The 18,770-nt window shown below is 72.1% G+C and carries 19 protein-coding genes; 8 read left to right on the plus strand and 11 right to left on the minus strand.

The annotated features are described in order from the left end of the window. The first annotated feature begins 7 nt into the window (after positions 1 to 7). The gene (locus B0I31_RS21550) at positions 8 to 1,321 is read left to right on the plus strand and encodes a citrate synthase (protein ID WP_106617186.1); all 1,314 of its coding nucleotides are present in this window, start codon (positions 8 to 10) and stop codon (positions 1,319 to 1,321) included. Positions 1,322 to 1,421: 100 nt separating this feature from the next. Then, positions 1,422 to 2,693, plus strand: a complete 1,272-nt coding sequence (locus B0I31_RS21555; RefSeq protein ID WP_106617187.1) for a cryptochrome/photolyase family protein — start codon at positions 1,422 to 1,424, stop codon at positions 2,691 to 2,693. Here B0I31_RS21555 and B0I31_RS21560 read toward each other — a convergent pair. The 3 genes from B0I31_RS21560 to B0I31_RS21570 are packed head-to-tail and all read right to left on the minus strand — an operon-like array spanning position 2,690 to position 5,089. Further along, positions 2,690 to 3,877, minus strand: a complete 1,188-nt coding sequence (locus B0I31_RS21560; RefSeq protein ID WP_106617188.1) for an ABC transporter permease — start codon at positions 3,875 to 3,877, stop codon at positions 2,690 to 2,692. The two genes, B0I31_RS21555 and B0I31_RS21560, sit on opposite strands and share 4 nt — an antisense overlap. Beyond that, positions 3,874 to 4,785: an ABC transporter ATP-binding protein gene (locus tag B0I31_RS21565; protein WP_106617189.1), complete on the minus strand. Its 912-nt coding sequence runs from the start codon at positions 4,783 to 4,785 to the stop codon at positions 3,874 to 3,876. The genes B0I31_RS21560 and B0I31_RS21565 overlap by 4 nt, the downstream gene beginning before the upstream one ends. A 46-nt stretch (positions 4,786 to 4,831) precedes the next feature. Further along, a complete protein-coding gene (locus tag B0I31_RS21570; RefSeq protein ID WP_073887965.1) occupies positions 4,832 to 5,089 on the minus strand; it encodes a helix-turn-helix transcriptional regulator in 258 nt (85 codons plus the stop codon). Between the two features lie 195 nt (positions 5,090 to 5,284). On the opposite strand from B0I31_RS21570, the gene B0I31_RS21575 reads away from it, so the two are divergent. The 3 genes from B0I31_RS21575 to B0I31_RS21585 are packed head-to-tail and all read left to right on the plus strand — an operon-like array spanning position 5,285 to position 7,712. Further along, positions 5,285 to 5,728 carry a YbaB/EbfC family nucleoid-associated protein gene (locus B0I31_RS21575; RefSeq protein WP_106617524.1) on the plus strand — a complete coding sequence of 148 codons (444 nt, stop codon included), beginning with the start codon at positions 5,285 to 5,287 and terminating at the stop codon, positions 5,726 to 5,728. An 11-nt stretch (positions 5,729 to 5,739) separates the two neighbouring features. Continuing rightward, positions 5,740 to 6,054, plus strand: a complete 315-nt coding sequence (locus tag B0I31_RS21580; protein ID WP_106617190.1) for a type VII secretion target — start codon at positions 5,740 to 5,742, stop codon at positions 6,052 to 6,054. Continuing rightward, entirely contained in the window at positions 6,051 to 7,712 is a 1,662-nt protein-coding gene (locus B0I31_RS21585) for a WXG100 family type VII secretion target (protein ID WP_106617191.1), read from the plus strand. The genes B0I31_RS21580 and B0I31_RS21585 overlap by 4 nt, the downstream gene beginning before the upstream one ends. Positions 7,713 to 7,922: 210 nt before the next feature. On the opposite strand, the gene B0I31_RS21590 is transcribed toward B0I31_RS21585, so the two are convergent. Both B0I31_RS21590 and B0I31_RS21595 read right to left on the minus strand, forming a co-directional pair. Then, entirely contained in the window at positions 7,923 to 9,365 is a 1,443-nt protein-coding gene (locus tag B0I31_RS21590; protein WP_106617192.1) for a glycerol-3-phosphate dehydrogenase/oxidase, read from the minus strand. Then, positions 9,362 to 9,928, minus strand: a complete 567-nt coding sequence (locus tag B0I31_RS21595; protein ID WP_106617193.1) for a TetR/AcrR family transcriptional regulator — start codon at positions 9,926 to 9,928, stop codon at positions 9,362 to 9,364. The genes B0I31_RS21590 and B0I31_RS21595 overlap by 4 nt, the downstream gene beginning before the upstream one ends. Before the next feature lie 16 nt (positions 9,929 to 9,944). Between B0I31_RS21595 and B0I31_RS21600 the strand changes: the two genes are divergently transcribed. Together B0I31_RS21600 and B0I31_RS21605 are read left to right on the plus strand one after the other, a co-directional pair. After that, positions 9,945 to 11,582 (plus strand): FAD-binding oxidoreductase, encoded by a 1,638-nt coding sequence (locus B0I31_RS21600; RefSeq protein ID WP_106617194.1) that lies wholly within the window; start codon positions 9,945 to 9,947, stop codon positions 11,580 to 11,582. Further along, positions 11,572 to 12,768 carry an amidohydrolase gene (locus B0I31_RS21605; protein ID WP_106617195.1) on the plus strand — a complete coding sequence of 399 codons (1,197 nt, stop codon included), beginning with the start codon at positions 11,572 to 11,574 and terminating at the stop codon, positions 12,766 to 12,768. Before B0I31_RS21600 ends, B0I31_RS21605 begins: the two co-directional genes overlap by 11 nt. Positions 12,769 to 12,840: 72 nt before the next feature. Here the strand turns inward: B0I31_RS21605 and B0I31_RS21610 are convergent, their stop codons facing one another. Further along, positions 12,841 to 13,551 carry a GNAT family N-acetyltransferase gene (locus B0I31_RS21610; protein ID WP_106617196.1) on the minus strand — a complete coding sequence of 237 codons (711 nt, stop codon included), beginning with the start codon at positions 13,549 to 13,551 and terminating at the stop codon, positions 12,841 to 12,843. 35 nt (positions 13,552 to 13,586) lie between these two features. Here B0I31_RS21610 and B0I31_RS21615 point away from each other — a divergent pair, with 35 nt between their 5' ends. After that, on the plus strand, positions 13,587 to 13,994 hold the full coding sequence (locus tag B0I31_RS21615) for a GNAT family N-acetyltransferase (protein WP_106617197.1): 408 nt from the start codon (positions 13,587 to 13,589) through the stop codon (positions 13,992 to 13,994). A 2-nt stretch (positions 13,995 to 13,996) separates the two neighbouring features. Here the strand turns inward: B0I31_RS21615 and B0I31_RS40730 are convergent, their stop codons facing one another. From B0I31_RS40730 to B0I31_RS21640, 5 genes are all read right to left on the minus strand, one after another. After that, complete coding sequence (locus B0I31_RS40730; RefSeq protein ID WP_106617198.1) at positions 13,997 to 14,425, minus strand: hypothetical protein; 429 nt, start codon at positions 14,423 to 14,425, stop codon at positions 13,997 to 13,999. After that, positions 14,422 to 17,193: an FtsK/SpoIIIE domain-containing protein gene (locus tag B0I31_RS21625; RefSeq protein WP_106617199.1), complete on the minus strand. Its 2,772-nt coding sequence runs from the start codon at positions 17,191 to 17,193 to the stop codon at positions 14,422 to 14,424. Before B0I31_RS21625 ends, B0I31_RS40730 begins: the two co-directional genes overlap by 4 nt. 1 nt (position 17,194) lies before the next feature. Further along, complete coding sequence (locus B0I31_RS21630; RefSeq protein WP_106617200.1) at positions 17,195 to 17,446, minus strand: hypothetical protein; 252 nt, start codon at positions 17,444 to 17,446, stop codon at positions 17,195 to 17,197. Position 17,447: 1 nt separating this feature from the next. Next, positions 17,448 to 17,708, minus strand: coding sequence for a hypothetical protein (locus B0I31_RS21635; RefSeq protein WP_053718570.1), 261 nt, complete (start codon positions 17,706 to 17,708; stop codon positions 17,448 to 17,450). A 138-nt stretch (positions 17,709 to 17,846) separates the two neighbouring features. After that, on the minus strand, positions 17,847 to 18,677 hold the full coding sequence (locus tag B0I31_RS21640; RefSeq protein ID WP_245950209.1) for a hypothetical protein: 831 nt from the start codon (positions 18,675 to 18,677) through the stop codon (positions 17,847 to 17,849). Positions 18,678 to 18,770: the final 93 nt, after the last annotated feature.

Below are 18,770 nucleotides of genomic sequence, written 5' to 3' on the forward strand. Positions count from 1 at the left end.
ACTCTGCATGCCCGACGCGACGACTGCGCCGAACGACACCCGTACCGTCGCGCTGCGCCATCCGGGCGGAGAGCACGAGATGAAGGTAGTACCGGCCACCGAGGGTGCGCCCGGTATCGATCTCGGCAAGCTGCTGGCCACCACCGGCTTGGTCACCCTGGACAGCGGGTTCGTCAACACCGCGTCCTGCTCCTCCGAGATCACCTACATCGACGGTGACGCGGGCATCCTGCGCTACCGCGGCTACCCGATCGAGCAGCTCGCCGAGAAGTCGAACTTCCTCGAGGTCAGCTACCTGCTGATCTACGGCGAGCTGCCGACCCAGGCCCAGCTGGAGGAGTTCTCCTCCAAGATCAACCGGCACACGCTGCTGCACGAGGACCTGAAACGGTTCTTCGACGGCTTCCCGCGTGACGCCCACCCCATGCCCGTGCTGTCCTCGGCGGTGTCCGCGCTGTCGACGTTCTACCAGGACAGCCTCAGCCCGTTCGACGCCAACCAGGTCGAGATCTCCACCATCCGCCTGCTGGCCAAGGTCCCCACCATCGCGGCGTACGCCTACAAGAAGTCCGTGGGCCAGCCGTTCCTGTACCCGGACAACTCCCTGGGTCTGGTGGACAACTTCCTGCGCATGACGTTCGGCTTCCCGGCCGAGCCCTACGACGTCGACCCCGACCTGGTGCGGGCGCTCGACCTGCTCTTCGTGCTGCACGCCGACCACGAGCAGAACTGCTCCACGTCGACCGTGCGCCTGGTCGGCTCGTCGGAGGCGAACCTGTTCGCGTCCATCTCGGCCGGCATCAACGCGCTGTTCGGCCCGCTGCACGGCGGCGCGAACTCCGCCGTGCTGGAGATGCTGGAGAAGATCCGGCGCGAGGGCGGTGACGTCAACGCGTTCGTGAAGAAGGTCAAGAACAAGGAGGACGGCGTCCGCCTGATGGGCTTCGGCCACCGGGTCTACAAGAACTACGACCCGCGTGCCGCGATCATCAAGAAGACGGCCGACGAGATCCTCGGCAAGCTCGGCGCGTCCGACGAGCTGCTCGACATCGCCAAGGCGCTGGAGGAGACCGCGCTCGCCGACGACTACTTCGTCGAGCGCAAGCTCTACCCCAACGTCGACTTCTACACCGGCCTGATCTACCGCGCGATGGGCTTCCCGACGAAGTTCTTCACCGTGCTGTTCGCCCTGGGCCGGCTGCCCGGCTGGATCGCGCACTGGCGCGAGATGATCTCCGACCCGGCCACCAAGATCGGCCGTCCGCGGCAGGTCTACGTCGGCTCGCCGGAGCGCTCGTTCGTGCCGCTCGACCAGCGCTGACCACTTCTCGACGAAGGCCCGCCCCGGTGTCGCCGGTGCGGGCCTTTCCGTTGAGGTCTCTCGTCGTGCGCGGTGCCGGTGGCGCTCCTAGGGTCGGTTCGTGGACTCCTCGACCGTGGTGTGGTTCCGGCGCGACCTGCGCACTCACGACCACCCCGCGATCCTCGCCGCGGGTGAACGGGCGTCACGGGCGTTGGCGCTGTTCGTGCTCGACCCCGTGCTGCTGAAGGCGTCGGGCCGGCCCAGGGTCGGGTTCCTGCACCGGTGCCTGCGGTCGTTGGACGACGAGCTGGACGGGCGGCTCGTCGTGGTCGAGGGCGATCCGGTGGACGTCGTGCCGCGGGTGGCGGCGGAGGTCGGGGCGTCGTCCGTGCACGTCTCCGCGGACGCCGGGCCGTACGGGCGCGGGCGGGACGCGGCGGTGGCGGAGCGGGTCGAGCTGGTGCGCGCGGGGTCGCCCTACGCGGTCACGCCGGGGCGGGTCACGAAGGCAGACGGCACGCCGTACCGGGTGTTCACGCCGTTCTACAAGGCCTGGCTGGACCACGGGTGGCGCCCGCCCGCCGAGACCGGCGCGTCGTCGGTGGACTGGATCCGGTCGGACCTCGGGCGGGAACTACCGGCGGGGGAGGGGCTCCCGGACGTCAGGGCGCTGTGGGAGGCGTTCCGCGACGAGAAGCTGCCCGACTACGCCACCCGCCGCGACCGGCCGGACCTGGACGGCACCAGCCGGTTCTCCGCGTTCCTGAAGTGGGGCGTGGTGCACCCGAGGACGCTGCTCGCCGACCTCGGGCGCGGCGCGGGCGCGGCGGCGTTCCGCACCGAGCTCGCGTGGCGCGACTTCTACGCCGACGTCCTGTGGCACCGACCGGACTCCGCGCGCCGCAACTACAACCGCGCGTTCGACCGGATGCCGCTGGACGACGACCGGGAGCGGTTCGAGGCGTGGTGCGCGGGTCGGACCGGCTACCCGTTCGTGGACGCCGGGATGCGGCAACTGCGGGCCGAGGGCTGGATGCACAACCGCGTCCGGATGGTCGTGGCGAGCTTCCTGGTCAAGGACCTGCACCTGCCGTGGTGGTGGGGCGCCCGGCACTTCATGCGCCACCTGGTCGACGGCGACCTCGCGTCCAACCAGCACGGCTGGCAGTGGGCGGCGGGCACCGGCACCGACGCGGCGCCGTACTTCCGGGTCTTCAACCCCGTGGCGCAGGGCGAGAAGTTCGACCCGGACGGCGACTACGTGCGCCGGTACGTGCCCGAGCTGCGCGACGTGCCGGGCAAGGCCGTGCACCAGCCGCGCGACCCGATCGTGGACCACGCGCACGAGCGCCGTGAAGCACTCGCGCGCTACGCCGTGGTGAAGGGTTAGCGCAGCACTTCACGCAGCCGCACGCGGGCACCCGTGCGCAGGACCGCGTTCGAGTACACCTTGCCGCCCAGCCAGGTGATCGCCGCGACCGCGAGCAGCGCGAGCACGATCGCCAGCAGCACCTGCCACGGCGGCGCGACGCCCATCGCCATCCGGCCCGGCATCAGGATCGGCGCGAACGGCGGCAGCAGCGACAGCACCGTCACCGTCGTCCCGGTCGGGTCGCTGATCATCAGGTTGATGCCGAGCACGAACGCGACCACGATCGACATGCTGATCGGCGTCAGCACCGACTGCAGCTCTTCCTGGCGCGACACCAACGACGCCGCCGCGGCGAACACCGTGGCGTACAAGAAGAACCCGAGCAGGTACCACAACACCCCGGTGGCCAGCGCGCCACCGGCCACGCCCGCCACGTCGACCACGCCGGACAGCGACGACAGCACCAACCCGATACCGCCGATCACGACCAGTTGCAGCAGGCCCACGGCGCCCAGCCCGACGACCTTGCCCAACAGCAGCTGCCACGGCCGCAGCGTCGCCAGCAGGATCTCCACCACCCGGCTGGACTTCTCCTCCACCACGCCCTGCGCCACCATCGTCCCGTAGACCAGCAGCGAGTAGTACAGCAGCGCGGCGATCACCAGGCCGATCACCAGCCGCTGGCCGCGCTGCTCGTCGCGCGGCTCCAGCGCCACCACGTCGACGCTCGCGCGTTCGAGGTTGCGCGCCACCTCGGCCGGGTCCACGCCCGCCTCGGCGAAGTGCGCGTCCAGCACCTGCTGCTTGACCAGCAGGTCGATGGAGTTGCGCAGCTCCTCGCCCAGCGAGTCCTTCACCACCACGCGCAGGTCGTCCGACGCACCGGTGATCGACGCGTCCACGTCGCCGGACCGCACCTGCTCCTCGGCCGCCGCCGGATCGGACACGTCGACCGTCTCCACCTCGCGGCCGAACGAGCGGGCGGTCTGCTCCAACGGCTCGGCGAGCACGGTGGCCTGCCCGCTCAACGCGACCCGGTCGCGCTCGGCGTCGTCGAACAGCACGCTCTGCAGCAGCAGGTAGCCCGCCATCACGGCGACGATCACCAGCGTGCCCCAGACGAACGACTTCGTGCGCACCTTGCCCAGGAACTCCCGGCGCGAGACCAGGAACACCGCCCGACCGGGGGTGAGGCTGCTCATGCCGCGGACTCCTCGGTCACCACGCTGCGGAACAACTCGGTCAGCGACGGCCGCTGCCGGGAGAACTCGTGCACCGGGCCCGTGGCCAGGGCGGCGCGCAGCACGGCCTGGTCGTCCACGTCCGACGTGACCTCCAGGACCGTGCGGCCGGAGGACGTGTGCGCCGAACGCACGCCCGGCAGGTGGTCGGCCCAGCCCGCCGGTGCCAGCGGCGCGTCCACGACCAGCTTCGACTCACCGCCGGCGCGCAGCTCGTCCACCGAGCCGGCCGCCACGAGCGTGCCGCTGCGCACGATGCCGACCCGGTCGCACAACCGCTCCACCAGGTCGAGCTGGTGGCTGGAGAACACCACCGGCACGCCGCTCGCCGCCTTCTCCCGCAGCACGGTGCTCATCACGTCCACCGCCACCGGGTCCAGGCCGGAGAACGGCTCGTCCAGCACCAGCACGTCCGGCTCGTGCACCAGCGCCGCGGCCAGCTGCACGCGTTGCTGGTTGCCGAGGCTGAGCTTCTGCACCTCGTCGTGCCTGCGGTCGCGCAGGCCGAGCCGGGCGATCCAGTCCTCCGCCGAGCGGTGCGCCGCGTTCGTCGACAGGCCGTGCAGCTCGGCCAGGTAGACGAGCTGGTCGAGCACCTTCATCTTCGGGTAGAGGCCGCGTTCCTCGGGCATGTAGCCGATGCGGCGCCGGGCCTCGAACGTGATCGGCTCGCCGTTCCACCGCACCTCGCCCGAGTCGGCGGTCAGCACGCCCAGCGCGATGCGCATCGTGGTGGTCTTGCCCGCGCCGTTGCTGCCGACGAACCCGAACAGCTCGCCCGCCCGCACGTCGAAGGTCATCCCGTCGAGCGCGACGACCTCCCCGTAGCGCTTGGAGACCCGGTCGATCTCCAGCACTCCCTGTGCCACGTGCTCTCCTCCTGTCGCGACCGGTCGTGCCCCGACGTGCCCGTGCCTAGCCGTAGACCTGGGTGGACAACGGCTTGAACGGCGTGCGGCTGAACACGGCCTCCACCGGCAGGCCGAACACGTCGCAGATCCGCAGCGCCAGGTCGAGGCTCGGGTAGTGGTCGCCCCGCTCCAGCGCGCCGATCGTCTGGGGGTTGACCTCCACCGCCTCGGCCAACTCCGCCCTGGTCATCCCCCGCTCGACCCGCAGCACCCCGATCCGGTTGTGGATGGGCCGGCCGAGGCCCCGGCGCACCGGACTCATGCTACGAAGTGTTGCGAAAACCCAACAGAACGGCAAGTAAACAATTCACAGAATAGGCCGAACGGCGGTATCCGCCGGACGCGGGTCCAGGAAATCACGTTTCGGTGAAACGATACGTCGCCGGGAACCGAATCGAGGGTCGACGGGTCGAATTGCGCAGTAGGGCCGCAAGCCCCGTTGCCGTGAGGGGTGAACATGGAGCCGGACCAGTGGCTCGCGCAGTACGGAGAGAAGATCGAGCAGGCCAAGCGGAACGCCGCCCAGGCCGAGTCCCAGCTCGGTGGTGTCGGCGGTAGCGCGACGTCACCGGACGGCTTGATCACGGTCACGGTCAACGCCTCGGGCGCGTTGACCGACCTGATCCTGCGCCCGCAGCTGCGCGGCGAGGACCCCGAGCGGATCTCCGGCGCCATCATGACCGCGGTCGCCCAGGCGCAGCGCGCCGCGGCGGGCCGGGTCGTCGAGATCATGACCGAGTTCGTCGGGGACAGCCCCGCGCTGGAGTTCGTGAAGGCGAAGATGCCCAACGGCTATTCGGGTGACGGCACGGACGCCGTGGAACCGGAGCCGGAGGTCCAGCGTCGAGACACCAGGCCCGATGACGACTACTTCACCAACCCACCCGATGTCATGGCCTGAGCAGGGGGTAGATGACCATGTTCGACTCGTTCAACGTGAGCCCGGAGGAGATCCGGGCGCACGCGGGCACGGTCGACCAGCTGACGCAGCGGATGCTCTCGGCCACCAAGACCGCTGACCCGTCGCTGTCGACCGAAGCCTTCGGCGTGTTCGGTTCGTTCCTGGCGCAGTTCCTGCTCAAGACGGCGGGTTCGTCCCAGGACATCCTCGGCCAGGCCACGGAGACCATCGCCGACATGTACCAGGGCCTCAAGGAGGTCGCCGACCTCTACGAGAACGTCGACCTCGACAACGCGTTCGGCTTCAGCGGAAGGGCACGGGGATGAACGCGCAAGCCACCACTCAGGGCCGCGACCCCTCGCACTTGATCAGCGACGTGCAGGGCACCGTCGCGGCGGTCGAGCGCGGCGACTGGGTCCAGGCCGGTCTGGGCATGGCCAACACCGCCATGGGCATCGTCGGCCTGGCCGCCAACCCGCTGTCGGGCTTCCTGTCCGCCGGGTTCAGCTGGGCCATCCAGCACGTCGACTTCCTGCGCCAGCCGTTCGACGCGCTGCTGGGCGACCCGCAGGCGATCCAGAAGATGTCCGACAGCTGGGCGTCCGCGGCCAAGCAGATCGAGGGCATCGTCGCCGACTACCGGCGCACGTCGGTGGAGGAGACGCGGGGCTGGCGCGGCCGTTCCGCGGACGGGTACCGCGCGGCGAGCAAGAAGCACGCGGCCGGGCTGGAGACGCTGTCCAAGGCCACGCAGGGCATCTCGCGCGCGGCCAAGGGCGCGGGCGAGCTGGTGGCGACCGTGCGCAAGACCATCATGGACCTGATCAGCCAGGCCGTGTCCGAGATGGTCATGAAGATCATCCAGTGGCTGGCGGCATCGTTCCTGACCTTCGGCGCGGCCATCGGCGCGGCGATCGCGGACATCGTGCAGATGGCGTGCAACTACGCCAAGAAGCTCGCCGACTTCCTGCAGAAGCTCGCCAACTCGCTCAAGAAGCTGATCGACCTGATCAAGTCGGTCGCGCAGATCGCCCAGACCGCCAAGCAGATCCTGCAGGCGATCACCGCGATGACGTCGTCCAACCGGGGTTCCGGTGGCGGTGGCGGCTCGGGGCCGAGGCTGTCGCGTGGCGGGCTCGGGCTCGACGAGCGGCAGCTCGACCAGATGGACCGGGGCGCGAACCAGCGGTACACCAACGACCCCGGCGGTTCGACCATCCCCTCGGGCGGTCCCAGCCCGATCGGTCCCGTGGTGAGCCGTCCGCCGTCGTTGGGCGGCGACGGTTCCGGGCCGGGCACGGGTGCGCCGGAGCCGGGCCGCGCCTACCCGGGTGGTCCGAGCGGTCCGGTGGTGAGCCGTCCGCCCACGGTCGGTGGCGGTTCGGGTGGTTCGGGCGGTCGGGGCGGTTCCGGTGGTTCGGGCGGCTCCGGCGGCGGGCACTGGGAGCCGGGCCGGTGGGTGCCGGACGGTTCGAACACCGGGCGGGTCGCGCCGCTGCCTTCGTTGGGCGGCACGACGTACGCGACCGGTAGTGGCGCGCCTTCGGTGCCGACCATGCCGACCGTGCCCCCGGTCCGGCCGTTGGCGGCCGACCTGCCGGGCGGCGTGCCCTCGGGCGGCGGTGCCGGTGGTGGCGTCGGTGGCGGTGGCGGTGGCGGCTTCGCCGGTGGTGGCGGTGGCGGCTTCGCGGGCGGTTCCGGCGGTGGTGGTGCCGGTGGTGGTGCCACCCTCCAGGCCGGTGGCTCGTCCGGCGTGCTCGGCGCGCAGGGCGTGCCGGCCGGTGGTGCCCCTGGTGCCGGTGCGGCCGGTGCGGGCGGTGGACGTCCGGGTGCCGGTGGCGGCATGGGCATGATGGGCGCGCCGATGATGGGCGCACCCGGCCAGGGCGGGGACGGCAAGGACCACCAGCGCAAGGTGCGGCTGGAGGGCGAGGCCCTGATCGAGGAGCCGCCGAAGGCCGCGAAGCCGATCATCGGCGAGTGACCTGACAGACGCCGAAGGGGACCTCCGCGGAGGTCCCCTTTCGCGTGCCCGCGCCCGTTCCGAACGTTCAACTCGGGGTACCTGAACGCAGGACACGCGCGGCGTGAAGGTACGACTCTCGCGGCGTGAAGGTACGACTCTCGCGTGTGTCCTACGTTCGGAACGCGTGTGTCCTACGTTCGGGACGGGTGAGTTGAACGTTCAGGACGTTCAGGTGGTGGTCTGGGCGGCCAGTTCGGTGGCGACCTCGGCGGTGACGGCCGGTTCGGCGGCGGCGCGGTCGGCCGGGACCAGGCCGGTGCGGGTGCGGCGGTCGAGGACGTCGTCGGCGGTCAGGGCGCCCTCGTGGCGGACGGCCCAGGCGACCTCGCCGATCCGGGCGACGGCGGCGGCTTCCGCGCCGTAACGCGAGGTCAGCTCCGGTGGGCCGGTGAGCGGGCCCGCGCCGACCAGCGGGAGGCTCGCGGTGCGGGAGCGGGCGGTGGTGAGGCCCGTCGCGTCCACGGCGTCGGCGGCCATCCGGCGGTACGTGGTCAGCTTGCCGCCCACGACCGTGGTCACGCCGTCCGCGGTGAGCACGGCGTGCCGGCGGGACAGGTCGGCGCTGGGACCGGCGCCGGTGTCGAGCAGGGGCCGCAGGCCGGCGAACGAGCCCAGGACGTCGGCGGTGGTGAGATCGCGTTCGAGGACCGAGGAGGCGACGGTCAGCAGGAAGTCCACCTCGGACGGTGGCACGGTGGGCACGTCCGGGATCGGGCCGTCCACCGGCTCGTCGGTCAGTCCGATGTAGACGCGGCCGTCGCGTTGGGGCAGGACCAGGGCGTAACGGTTGCGGGCGCCCGGGATCGGCACCGTGAGCGCCGTGTTCGACAGGCCGACCGTCGACGCGGCGAGGACCAGGTGCGAGCCGCGGGACGGGCGGAGCTTCACGTCCGGCACCAGGTCGCCCGCCCACACACCGGCGGCGTTCACCACCGCGCGCGCCTTGACGTGCAGGGACGCGCCGGTGAGCGTGTCGACCACCTGCGCGCCGCCGCCGGAGAGCGAAGTGGCACGGGCGCGGGTGATGATCCGGGCGCCGAGACCGGCGGCGGTCCGGGCCAGCGCCACGACCAGGCGGGCGTCGTCGACCAACTGGCCGTCGAAGCTCAGCAGCCCGCCACGCAGGTCCGCCCGTCGCAGACCGGGAGCCAGGGCCAGCGCCTCGACGGCGGGCACCCGTCGCGGACCCGGCAGCACGCGCGACGGCGTGCGGGCCAGCCGCCGCAACGCGTCACCCGCGCGCAGGCCGGTCATCACGACCGGGTCGTGCGCCCTGCCGTGCAACGGCACCAGCTGCGGCAGCGCCCGCACCAGGTGGGGCGCGGTGCGGGTCATCAGGATGCCCCGCTCCACCGCGCTCTCGTACGCCAGCCCGACCTCGCCCTGCGCCAGGTACCGCAGGCCGCCGTGGACGAGCTTGCTCGACCACCGCGACGTGCCGAACGCCAGGTCGTGCGCCTCCACCAGGCACACCGACAGGCCGCGCGAGGCGGCGTCGAGGGCGACACCGGCACCCGTGACGCCACCGCCGACCACCAGCAGGTCCACCGGTGACGACGTCAGGTGGTCGAGGTCGGCGCGGCGGCGCGCGGCGTTCAGCGACGTGTTCACGACAGCGCCCCGTCCAGGTAGGCGGCGAGCTCGGCCAGCAGCTCCTCGAAGTCCAGGTCCGTGGTCGCGGGCCGGATCGACAGCACCAGCGACTGCGTCGTCAGCAGCACCAGGCGGGCCTGGGCGGCGGCGGAGCCGGGCCGGATCGAGCCGTCCGCGTGGCCCTGCTCGACCTGCGCGACCAGGAACGCCTCGACCAGCTTCTGCGTGCTGCCCAGCCGGCGCACCAGGTAGGGCAGCATCAGCTCGGCGTCCAGGTCGAGCACGCGGCGCAGCAGCGGGTCGGCGGCCAGCAGCCGGATGCCCGCGATGGCCTGCGCCACGAGCCGCTGCCTGGCGTTGTCGCCGGTCACCTCGATCCGCTGGAGCAGCGCGGTGAACTCCCTGGTCATCAACGCCCGGACCAGCGTGCCCACGTCGGGGAACCGGCGGTAGAGCGTCATCCGGCTCACGCCGGCGCGTTTGGCGATGTCCGTCAGCGTGGTTCGGCGGACCCCGACCTCGACCACGCAGTCGCGGGCCGCGTCGAGGAGCGCGTCATCACTGTGACGTTGAGACGTCATGTGTCACACTGTAGCGGTGACCGAGCGCATCGACCACACCCTCCGGGGCAGTTGGGCACCCACCACCGGCTCGCTCCCGCCGCACGCGCTGAAGTGGCTGCGCGAACGGACCGGGCTGGGTGACGTCCGCACCCCGGCGCGCACGCCGGACGTCCCCGGGTCGGCGTTGAGCGACGCCGCACGGGCCGCGTTGGACGCCGTCGTCGGCCCCGGCTACGTCCGGGTGGACCGCGACTCGCGGCTGGGACGCGCGGGTGGACTGTCCTATGTGGACCTCCTGCGGCAGCGCGGCGACGGCGAGCTCGCCGTGCCGGACGCGGTGGTGCTGCCCGCGTCACCCGAGCAGGTCGTCGAGGTGCTGAAGGCGTGCGCCGAGCACGACGTGGCCGTGGTGCCGTTCGGCGGCGGCACGTCGGTCGTCGGCGGCGTGAACGCGTGGCGCGGCGACAAGGCGGCGGTGATCGCGCTGGACCTGAACCGGCTGGACAAGCTGGTCGAGGTCGACCCGGTGTCCCGCCTCGCCGTGCTCCAAGCCGGTCTGCCCGCACCGCGGGCGGAACGGCTGCTCGCCGCGCACGGCCTGACCATCGGGCACGTGCCGCAGTCCTACGAGCGCGCCACCATCGGCGGGTTCGCCGCGACCAGGTCGGCCGGTCAGGCGTCCTCCGGCTACGGCCGGTTCGAGGACATGGTCGAGGGCGTGCGGCTGGCCACGCCGGTGGGCGAGTGGCGGCTGGGCAGCGCGCCCGCGTCCGCCGCCGGGCCGGACCTCAAGCAGCTCGTCGTCGGCAGCGAAGGCGTGTTCGGCGTCATCACGGAGGTCGTGCTGCGCGTGCGGCCCCGGCCGGAGGTCGAGCGGTACGAGGGTTTCGTGGTGGACGGCTGGGAACGCGGGTCGGACGTCGTGCGGCGCCTGGCGCAACGGCGGGTGCTGGCCGACGTGACCCGACTGTCCGATGTGGACGAGACCGAGGTGTCGCTGGCCCTGTCCGGCGGCTGGAAGGTCAACGCGCTCAAAGCGTACCTGCGCGCACGGGGTGTGCGGCAGCCGTGCCTGCTCGTCCTCGGCTGGCACGGCGCGTCCGACCGGGAGGTCGAGCGCAGGCGCGCGGACACGTTGCGCGGGCTGAAGCTGGTGTCCTTGGGCAAGGCGCTCGGCGAGAAGTGGCGGCACGGCCGGTTCAACGGACCGCGTCAGCGGGACGCGTTGATGGAGGTCGGCGTGTGCGTGGAGACGCTGGAGACGGCGACGCACTGGTCGAAGGTCTCCGAGTTGCGCGCGGCCGTGCGCTCGGCACTGGTCGACGCGCTCGGCGACTGCGTGGTCATGTGCCACATCTCGCACGCCTACGAAACCGGCGCCTCGCTGTACTTCACCGCGTTGGCGGCACGGGACGCGGCCGACCCGATCGGCCAGTGGCAGGTCGCCAAGGCCGCCGCGAGCGAGGCCATCGCCGGGCTCGGCACGATCAGCCACCACCACGCCGTCGGTGCCGACCACGCGCCGTACCTGGAGGCCGAGATCGGGGCGCTCGGGCTGGACGTGCTGGCGTCGGTGAAGCGGACGCTCGACCCGACCGGCGTGCTCAACCCGGGCAAGCTCCTCGCTGGCGACTTCACCCCGGCCGGGCTAGCGTCGCCTGGTGACCGGTGACCTGCTGATCCGTTCCGTGCGGCCGTGGCCGAACACCCCGGGCGCACCCCTGGTCGACGTGCTCTGCGAGGGCGGGCGCGTCTCGGCGTTCGGCCGCGACCTCGACCCGCCGCCCGCCGCGCCGGTGGTGGACGGCCGGGGCGGCGTGCTGCTGCCCGCGTTCACCGACGCGCACGCGCACCTCGACTCCACCCGGCTCGGCCTGCCGTTCCGCCCGCACAGCGCGGGTGACGGGCTGGCCGAGCTGATCGACAACGACCGCCGCAACTGGCGTTCCGCCGAGGCTTCCGTCGCGGAACGGGCCACCCGGACACTCGGCCGCACCATCGCGTCCGGCGCGACGCACGTGCGCAGCCACGCGCAGGTGGACGTCGACTCGGGACTGGAGAAGCTGGAAGGCGTGCTCGCCGCGCGGGAGGCGCACGCCGGGCGGGCGCACGTCGAGGTGGTGGCGTTCCCGCAGTGCGGCATCCTGCGCGAGAAGGGCACCGCCGACCTGCTGGACGCGGCGCTGCGCGCGGGCGCGGACCTGATCGGCGGGCTCGACCCGGCAGGTTACGACCGCGACCCGGTGCGGCACCTGGACGTCGTGTTCGGGCTGGCGGAGAAGCACCAGCGCGGGGTGGACGTGCACCTGCACGACGCGGGCACGCTCGGCGCGTTCCAGGTGGACCTGATCTGCGACCGGGTGAACGCGCTCGGCATGCAAGGGCAGGTGACGATCAGCCACGCGTTCGCCCTGTCCACTGTGGACGGTGATCGGCAGCAGAACCTGGTGGAACGACTGGCCGAGCACGACATCGCGGTCACCACGGTCGCGCCGGGCGTGCGGGAACCGCTGCCGCTGCGGCAGTTGCGGTGGGCCGGTGTGCGGGTCGGCCTCGGCCAGGACGGCATCCGCGACTACTGGTCGCCCTACGGCAACGGCGACATGCTCGACCGGACCTGGCAGTTGGCCTACCGCAGCGGTTTCCGCCGCGACGAGCTGGTCGAGATGTGCGTCGACGTCGCCACCCGCGGCGGTGCGGCCGTCCTGGGGCGCGTGCTGGGCCTGACCGAGGGCGCGCCCGCGGACCTGGTGGTGGTGCCGGGTGACACGGTGACCGCCGCCGTGATGGACCGCGCCCCGCGCACGCTGGTCGTGCACGAGGGGCGTGTGGTGGCCGCCGAGGGCCGGCTCGTCTGAGACCGCAGACGGTGGCCGCTGGTGCCGTGAGGCGCCCCGCCGAGCGCCGGCAGCCACGGGCACCCGCCGCGGTCAGGCGTGAGGTGAGTCGCGCAGCGCCGTCACGCCGCGGTAGGTGAAGCCGAGGCGCCCGTAGAGCACGATGGCGGCCTCGTTCGCCGCGTCGACCATCAACCCGCACGTGCCGCGCTCGGCCAGCAACGCGCTCACCACGAACGAGCAGACCCGCCGCGACAACGACCGGCCGCGGTGGTCGGGGTGGGTGGCCACGCCGGCGACGAAGCCGACGTCCGGCGCGGCCCACGCGTCCGCCGCCACCGACACCAGCACGCCGTCCACGTGCACGCCCGCCCAGCGCGAGGGTCCAGGCTCGCGCGGCCACGCCCACGACTCGGGGTTGGCCTTGCGCAGCAGCGCCTCCACGTCGTCCCACTCGTCCTCGGCCAGCCACCGCGCGCCCGCGGGGGCGTCCAGCGAACCGCCGCGCTCCATCCACCCGAACGAGCCCCGCACCGGCCACCCCAGCTCCTCGGCCACGGCGGTGGTCACCAGCGGCCGGACCTCTGGCCGCACGTGCGCCCGCAGCAGCACCGCCACGTCGTCCGCGGGCCCCGTCAGCACCAGCCGGTCGAACCGGTACAACCCGGGTGCCAGCACGCCCACCGCGGCACCGTGCGCCCACGCCGACCCGCTGCGGCCGGGCAGCAGCGCCTGCGCGGCCCACCTCACCAGCGGATCGTCGGTGGCGGCGGACACGTCGGCGGGAGAGGTCAGAACGCGCATGACCGCATCATCACCCAAGAGCTACCCTCGCCCGCATGGACATCCGCCGGATCACGTCGTTGGACGCGGTGCTGGCCGCGGGCCACCTGTTCGACGACGCGCCGCTCGAGGACGCCACCCGCGCGTTCCTCGCCGACGACCGGCACCACCTGCTCATCGCCTACGTCGACGACGAGCCCGCCGGGTTCGTGTCCGGTGTCGAGACCATCCACCCCGACAAGGGCGTGGAGATGTTCCTGTACGAGCTGGGCGTGGACGACGCCCACCAGCGCCGAGGCATCGCCACCGCGCTGATCGGGCGCCTGATCGAGCTGGCCAGGGCACGCGGCTGCACCGGCGTGTGGACCGGCACCGAGAAGGACAACACCGCCGCCCTGGCCACCTACCGCCGTGCCGCCGCCGAACTGGACTTCGACACCGTCGCCGTCTCCTGGGGCTTCTGAGCCTAGGCGCCCTTGCGGAACAGCGCCCGCTTCTGCAACGACTCCTCCAACGCCCGGAACGCCAGGTCCAGCGCGGTGTTGTACTCGCGCTGGTCGCGCGGCGGCACCGACTCGTCCGGCGCGGGCACCGTGGTCATGGTGAACCACCGCTCGTCCCACAGCAGCCCGACCACGGCCTCCCAGTGCTCCGCGACGACCTGCCTGACCAGCTTCTCCTGGTCGATGACCTCGGCCATCCGGTCCTGCGACTCGGCCAGCCGCTCCAGCAGCTGCCGCACCCGCGCCCGGTCGGCGGCGCGCACCCGCTCCACCGACTCGCCCGCCAGCGCGACGAGCTCCCGGTACCGCTCGATCGCCGAGACCGCCTCCACCTCCGCTGCGCCGTGCCCGCCGGTCCGCTGCGCGGGAACGACTGAGGCGTAGCTGATCATGGTTCCTCCCCGGTGTCGAACGGGATGACGACCTGCGGCCGCGAGTGCTCGAACCGGTCGAAGAACAGGCCGCGCCGCGGTCGCGGTGACCACGCCATGACCTGCTCCGGTCCGAACGACAGCAGTTCCTTGCCCTGGATGTCGAACGCGATCCACGCGCCGATGTCGTCGTAGACGCCCGGCGACAGGCTGTTCTTCAGCCGCTGCGCGCCACGCCACCAACCCAGCACGTGGGTGCGGTTCTCCGGCCCGTGCTTGAGCACGGTCCGCAGGCTGTCGACCCCCGAGGCCCGGGTCGTCGGATCCTTCGCCTCCAAGAGGGTGTGCGCCGCGTCCACCGCGTAAACCACCAGATAGTGCGGTGCCGGTGACGTGCCCGTCTCGCCGGTCATGCTCGCGGTGATCCGGGCCGCCGTGTCGTCCACCAGTTTCCGGACGCCCTCCAAGCCGAGCAGCAGGTCGACCTCGTGGCCCGCGCCGCGCAGCTGCTTGGCCAGCCGCTGCGCGTGCGGTGAGGCGTCCTCGGCCAGGCACGCCAGGGTGAACCGGGCGTCACCCGGCTCGTGCTGGCGGGCCAGCGACAGCGCCGCGCCGCCCAGCACGCCCGCCGCGTCGTCGGCCAGCGAGCCCAGCACCGCGATGTTGCGGCCCGGGGTGCGGGCGAAGCGCACCTTCGCCGCGCTGCCCGCCACGTCGATCACCTGGCCCAGCAGCACGGTGGGGCTGCCGCCGTCCACCGGCCGCAACGCCCGGAAGTCCGCCACCGCGTGCAGCAAGGGCACCTTGCTGCCGTCGAACAGGATCGGCTCGGCCAGGTCCGCCGGGCGCAGGCGGTGCAGTTCGGCCTGCAACTTGTCGAACGTGCCCTTGGCGGTGGCGTCGGGGATGCGCGCCACCTCGTTGCCCGGCCGCACGCCCGACTCGTGGTTGACCACGGCGTGCCAGCGCGGCAGCTCCACCGCGGCGTCGTTCTGCGGCTCGGCCAGCACCCGCCGCGCCTTGGGCAGCGCGATGCGCACGGTGAACTGCTCGAAGATCGCCGACTTGCCCCAGAAGCCCTCGATGCCGGACACGTCCTGGCTCGACAGCACCAGGTGGATGCCCTGCGAACGGCCGCGCCGCGCCACGTCCTCCAGCAGCTGGGTGGCCTGCGCGGTGACCTGGTCGCGTTCGCCGAACAGGTACTGGAACTCGTCGATCACCGCGACGATCCGCGGCCAGTGGCCGTGCGGGTCCTCCTCGCGCAGCTGCTCCAGCTTGGTGACCTCGTGCTGCTTGGCCGCGTCCGCCCGCCTGCGCATCTCGTCGGCCAGGAACGCCAGCAGCGCCACGCCGAACTCGCGGTCGGTGTTGACGTTCACCCCGACCAGCCGCGCGTGCGGCAGCCACGTCGGGTCCTTGCGGCCCGGCGCGAACTGCGCGAACGACACGCCCTCCTTGAAGTCCAGCAGGTAGAGCTCCAGCTCGTCCGGCGCGTACCGGGCGGCCAGGCTGCCCAGCATGGCGTAGAGGAAGTTCGTCTTGCCCGAGCCGCTGGGACCGCCGATCAGCGCGTGCGGCGAGGTGTCGCCCAGCCCCACGTGCACCGGCTCGCCCTCCAGGAACCCGACCGGCGCCAGCACGCCCGCCGCCGAGCTGTCCAGCCAGAAGTGCTCCGGCAGCAGGTCGGCGAACGTGCTGAGCCGGTTGCGGCGCTCCTCGCGCTTGTCCGCGATCGCCGCGCAGGCACGGGGCACCTGCGCGCGCGGCAGCGGCGGGTCGAGCGTGACGGTGACGTGCTTGCCGGTCATCGTGCAGGTCGCGCTGTGGTCGGCGGCGACGGTGACGGTCTCGATCGGCGAGTTGACCGTGACCGGGATGTCGACGATGAACAGCTGGATCCCGGCCGCCAACCCGTTGCGCGCGACCCGCTGCAACTGCTGCTGGTGCTCCTCCTTCAACGGTTGCCGGTTGCCGAACAGCACCGCCACCCGCCACGGCTCGGTGCGCCGCCCGCCCACCGCCCGCACCGACTGGTGGCCCTCGGTCAGCACGCCGGTGTGCACGCGGCGGATGTGGTCGGACAGCTCGTCCAGCAGCTCGTGCAGCCGGGCCGGGTCGTGCACGGTCAGCAGGCCCGCCCGGGTCAGCGGGTACAGGCCGGGCAGCGCGCCGGTGAGCTGGCCGACGTCCCACACGTGGACGTGCACCAGGCCGGGCTGGAAGTGGCTCAGCACCCGGAGCAACAGGTTCTCGACCAGCGCCTCGGCGGTCGCCCGGCTCTCGTGGGTGGAGGAGATGTGCAGGTGCGAGTGGTCCAGCAGCGGGACGGCCACCGGGAACCCGTGCGGCTCGGGCGCGCCGCGCACCTCACCGGTGCCGATGCGCCACAGCTCGGGCACGCCGTCGCCGCCGTCGGCCGCGCCCGGTGTGCCGAGCCACGTCTCGGGCGGCCACGACGCCGGGCCTTCGGCCGCCGCGTCGACCAGCGCGGTCAGCTGGTCCGGGCCGCGTTCGGACCACTCGCGGAACGCCTCGACGCGGTCGATCATCGCCTGCGCCAACTGCTGCTTGAACAGCGGGTTCGCCAGCGCGCCCGCCAGCAGCGGGTCGGCCAGCGCCCGGTCGACGCCGTCGCCGCGCAGGATCACCTCGAACATGTCGCGGGCGCGTTCGTCGGCGAGGAGGCGGTGCTCGCGCGAGGCGTTGCCCAGCGCGGCGGCGACCGCCTTGCGGAACTCCTCGAAGGAGCCCTCGATCCTCCTGCGGCGCTCGTCACGCCTGCTCACGTCACAGCTCCACGGCCAGTCGTTGGACCAGTTCCAGGCTGCCCACGATCAGCTCCAACTCGTCGGCGAACTTCTCGCCCGCCGCCACGAACCCGGCGGGCACCAGCGACTCGTGGTGCTGGGCGCTCGCGTCGAGCAGGATCCCGATCGCCTCGTCCAACGCGCTCTGTGCCTCCCGGACGCTGCGGTAGGCGTCCCGTAAGTACTCGCAGCTCTGCTCGAGAGCGAGCTTGACCTCGCCTACCGATGTCACGTCACAACCTGGAGTTGATGCTCTCGGCCTGGGAGATCCCGGCGCCGAGGTGCTTCTGCAGGTCGGTGACGCCGCTGACCACCTCGGCGAACCGCGCGTTCGCCTGCTCCACGTCGGCCTGGACGCTGCCCTGGGTGGCCGTGCTCAGCAGCGCCTGCGCGTCCTCGGCCAGGTCGGCGGCCTGTTGCAGGGCGTTCACGCTCTGGCCCGCCTTCTCGACGGCCTGTGCAATCGCGTTGCGGACCTCTTCGATGCTGGCCATGTCGGATCCCGACCCCTCCTGGCGAAACGGCTTGAGTCCTATAGTTGAAAGTAGTACCTAAAGTTTCACGATTCACAAGCAAGATCGGCTGACCGGGTGGAGGTGCAAATCCACTCGATCGGGTCAGCGATGTCGATCTCAGTCGGGCACCGTCCACACGAATGCCGACGCCGGTGTCGCTGTCAGTTCCAGCGCGGCGATCCCCGCGGCCGGCACCGGTGTGGCTGACCAGCGGATCGTGCCGGAACCGTCCGACCACGCGACGTCCGACCAACCCGAACGGCCCAACGACGACACGGCGTCGTGTAGCGCGACCGTGGGAGAATTAACGCTCTCGCCGAGGTCGATGTGCACGCTCAGTAGGTGCCCTTGTGGAGCCACTCGGGTGATCTTGCCACTGCGCGCGACCCGACTCGCTACCGCCCGCGCCTGCCACTCGGCGCCCGCGGACCGGTCGGCAACCACGTCGACGCGCAACGACAGCCGCGTGCTGACCCGTCCGGGCTCCGGTCGTTGCGCCGAACCGCCCCCTTCCTCCCGGGGCGCCAAGGCGCTCTGCTGCGGATCACCGCCCGCCCACGCCTCCACCAGCAGCCGTTCGGCGCCCGGCACCAGGCCGTCGAGCAGCGCCGGGTCCTCCAGCACCGTCCACGCCGTGGGCGGCTCGCAGGCCACCCTCGGCGTGGGGAACTCGTCGCCCAGCCGCCGGACGAACGTGCGCACCGCGCGGGCCAGCGCGCCCGCCACGTTCTGCGTCGCGCGCTCGCCGCTGATCCGGCTGATCGTCACCGACCAGCAGCCGGGTTCCTCGTCGGAGCAGTCGATGGCCCGCACCACCCGCCCGCCGACTTGGCGCAGCAGTGCGGAGCAGGCGGCCCGCGCCTGCTGCTCGTCGTCGGCCGCCACCACCGCGGTGATCAGCAGCTCCAGGTCTTCTCCCACCATCTCGACGCGAATTGTCCACGACACGCGTGGGGCTCGTGAGGGTGCCACTGATGTCACCCATAAGCAGGGACTTGCGCGCACCCCTCGTGATGTCCGCTGATCAGGCCGTTTTGGTCG

Source organism: Saccharothrix carnea (assembly GCF_003014735.1).
Classification (GTDB): domain Bacteria; phylum Actinomycetota; class Actinomycetes; order Mycobacteriales; family Pseudonocardiaceae; genus Actinosynnema; species Actinosynnema carneum.

Bases quoted from the DNA above. Each gene is read 5' to 3' on its own strand.
- B0I31_RS21550 (WP_106617186.1), top strand. From the start codon at position 8: ATGCCCGACGCGACGACTGCGCCGAACGACACCCGTACCGTCGCGCTG.
- B0I31_RS21560 (WP_106617188.1), bottom strand. From the start codon at position 3,877: ATGAGCAGCCTCACCCCCGGTCGGGCGGTGTTCCTGGTCTCGCGCCGG.
- B0I31_RS21570 (WP_073887965.1), bottom strand. From the start codon at position 5,089: ATGAGTCCGGTGCGCCGGGGCCTCGGCCGGCCCATCCACAACCGGATC.
- B0I31_RS21575 (WP_106617524.1), top strand. From the start codon at position 5,285: ATGGAGCCGGACCAGTGGCTCGCGCAGTACGGAGAGAAGATCGAGCAG.
- B0I31_RS21580 (WP_106617190.1), top strand. From the start codon at position 5,740: ATGACCATGTTCGACTCGTTCAACGTGAGCCCGGAGGAGATCCGGGCG.
- B0I31_RS21585 (WP_106617191.1), top strand. From the start codon at position 6,051: ATGAACGCGCAAGCCACCACTCAGGGCCGCGACCCCTCGCACTTGATC.
- B0I31_RS21595 (WP_106617193.1), bottom strand. From the start codon at position 9,928: ATGACGTCTCAACGTCACAGTGATGACGCGCTCCTCGACGCGGCCCGC.
- B0I31_RS21610 (WP_106617196.1), bottom strand. From the start codon at position 13,551: ATGCGCGTTCTGACCTCTCCCGCCGACGTGTCCGCCGCCACCGACGAT.
- B0I31_RS21615 (WP_106617197.1), top strand. From the start codon at position 13,587: ATGGACATCCGCCGGATCACGTCGTTGGACGCGGTGCTGGCCGCGGGC.
- B0I31_RS40730 (WP_106617198.1), bottom strand. From the start codon at position 14,425: ATGATCAGCTACGCCTCAGTCGTTCCCGCGCAGCGGACCGGCGGGCAC.
- B0I31_RS21635 (WP_053718570.1), bottom strand. From the start codon at position 17,708: ATGGCCAGCATCGAAGAGGTCCGCAACGCGATTGCACAGGCCGTCGAG.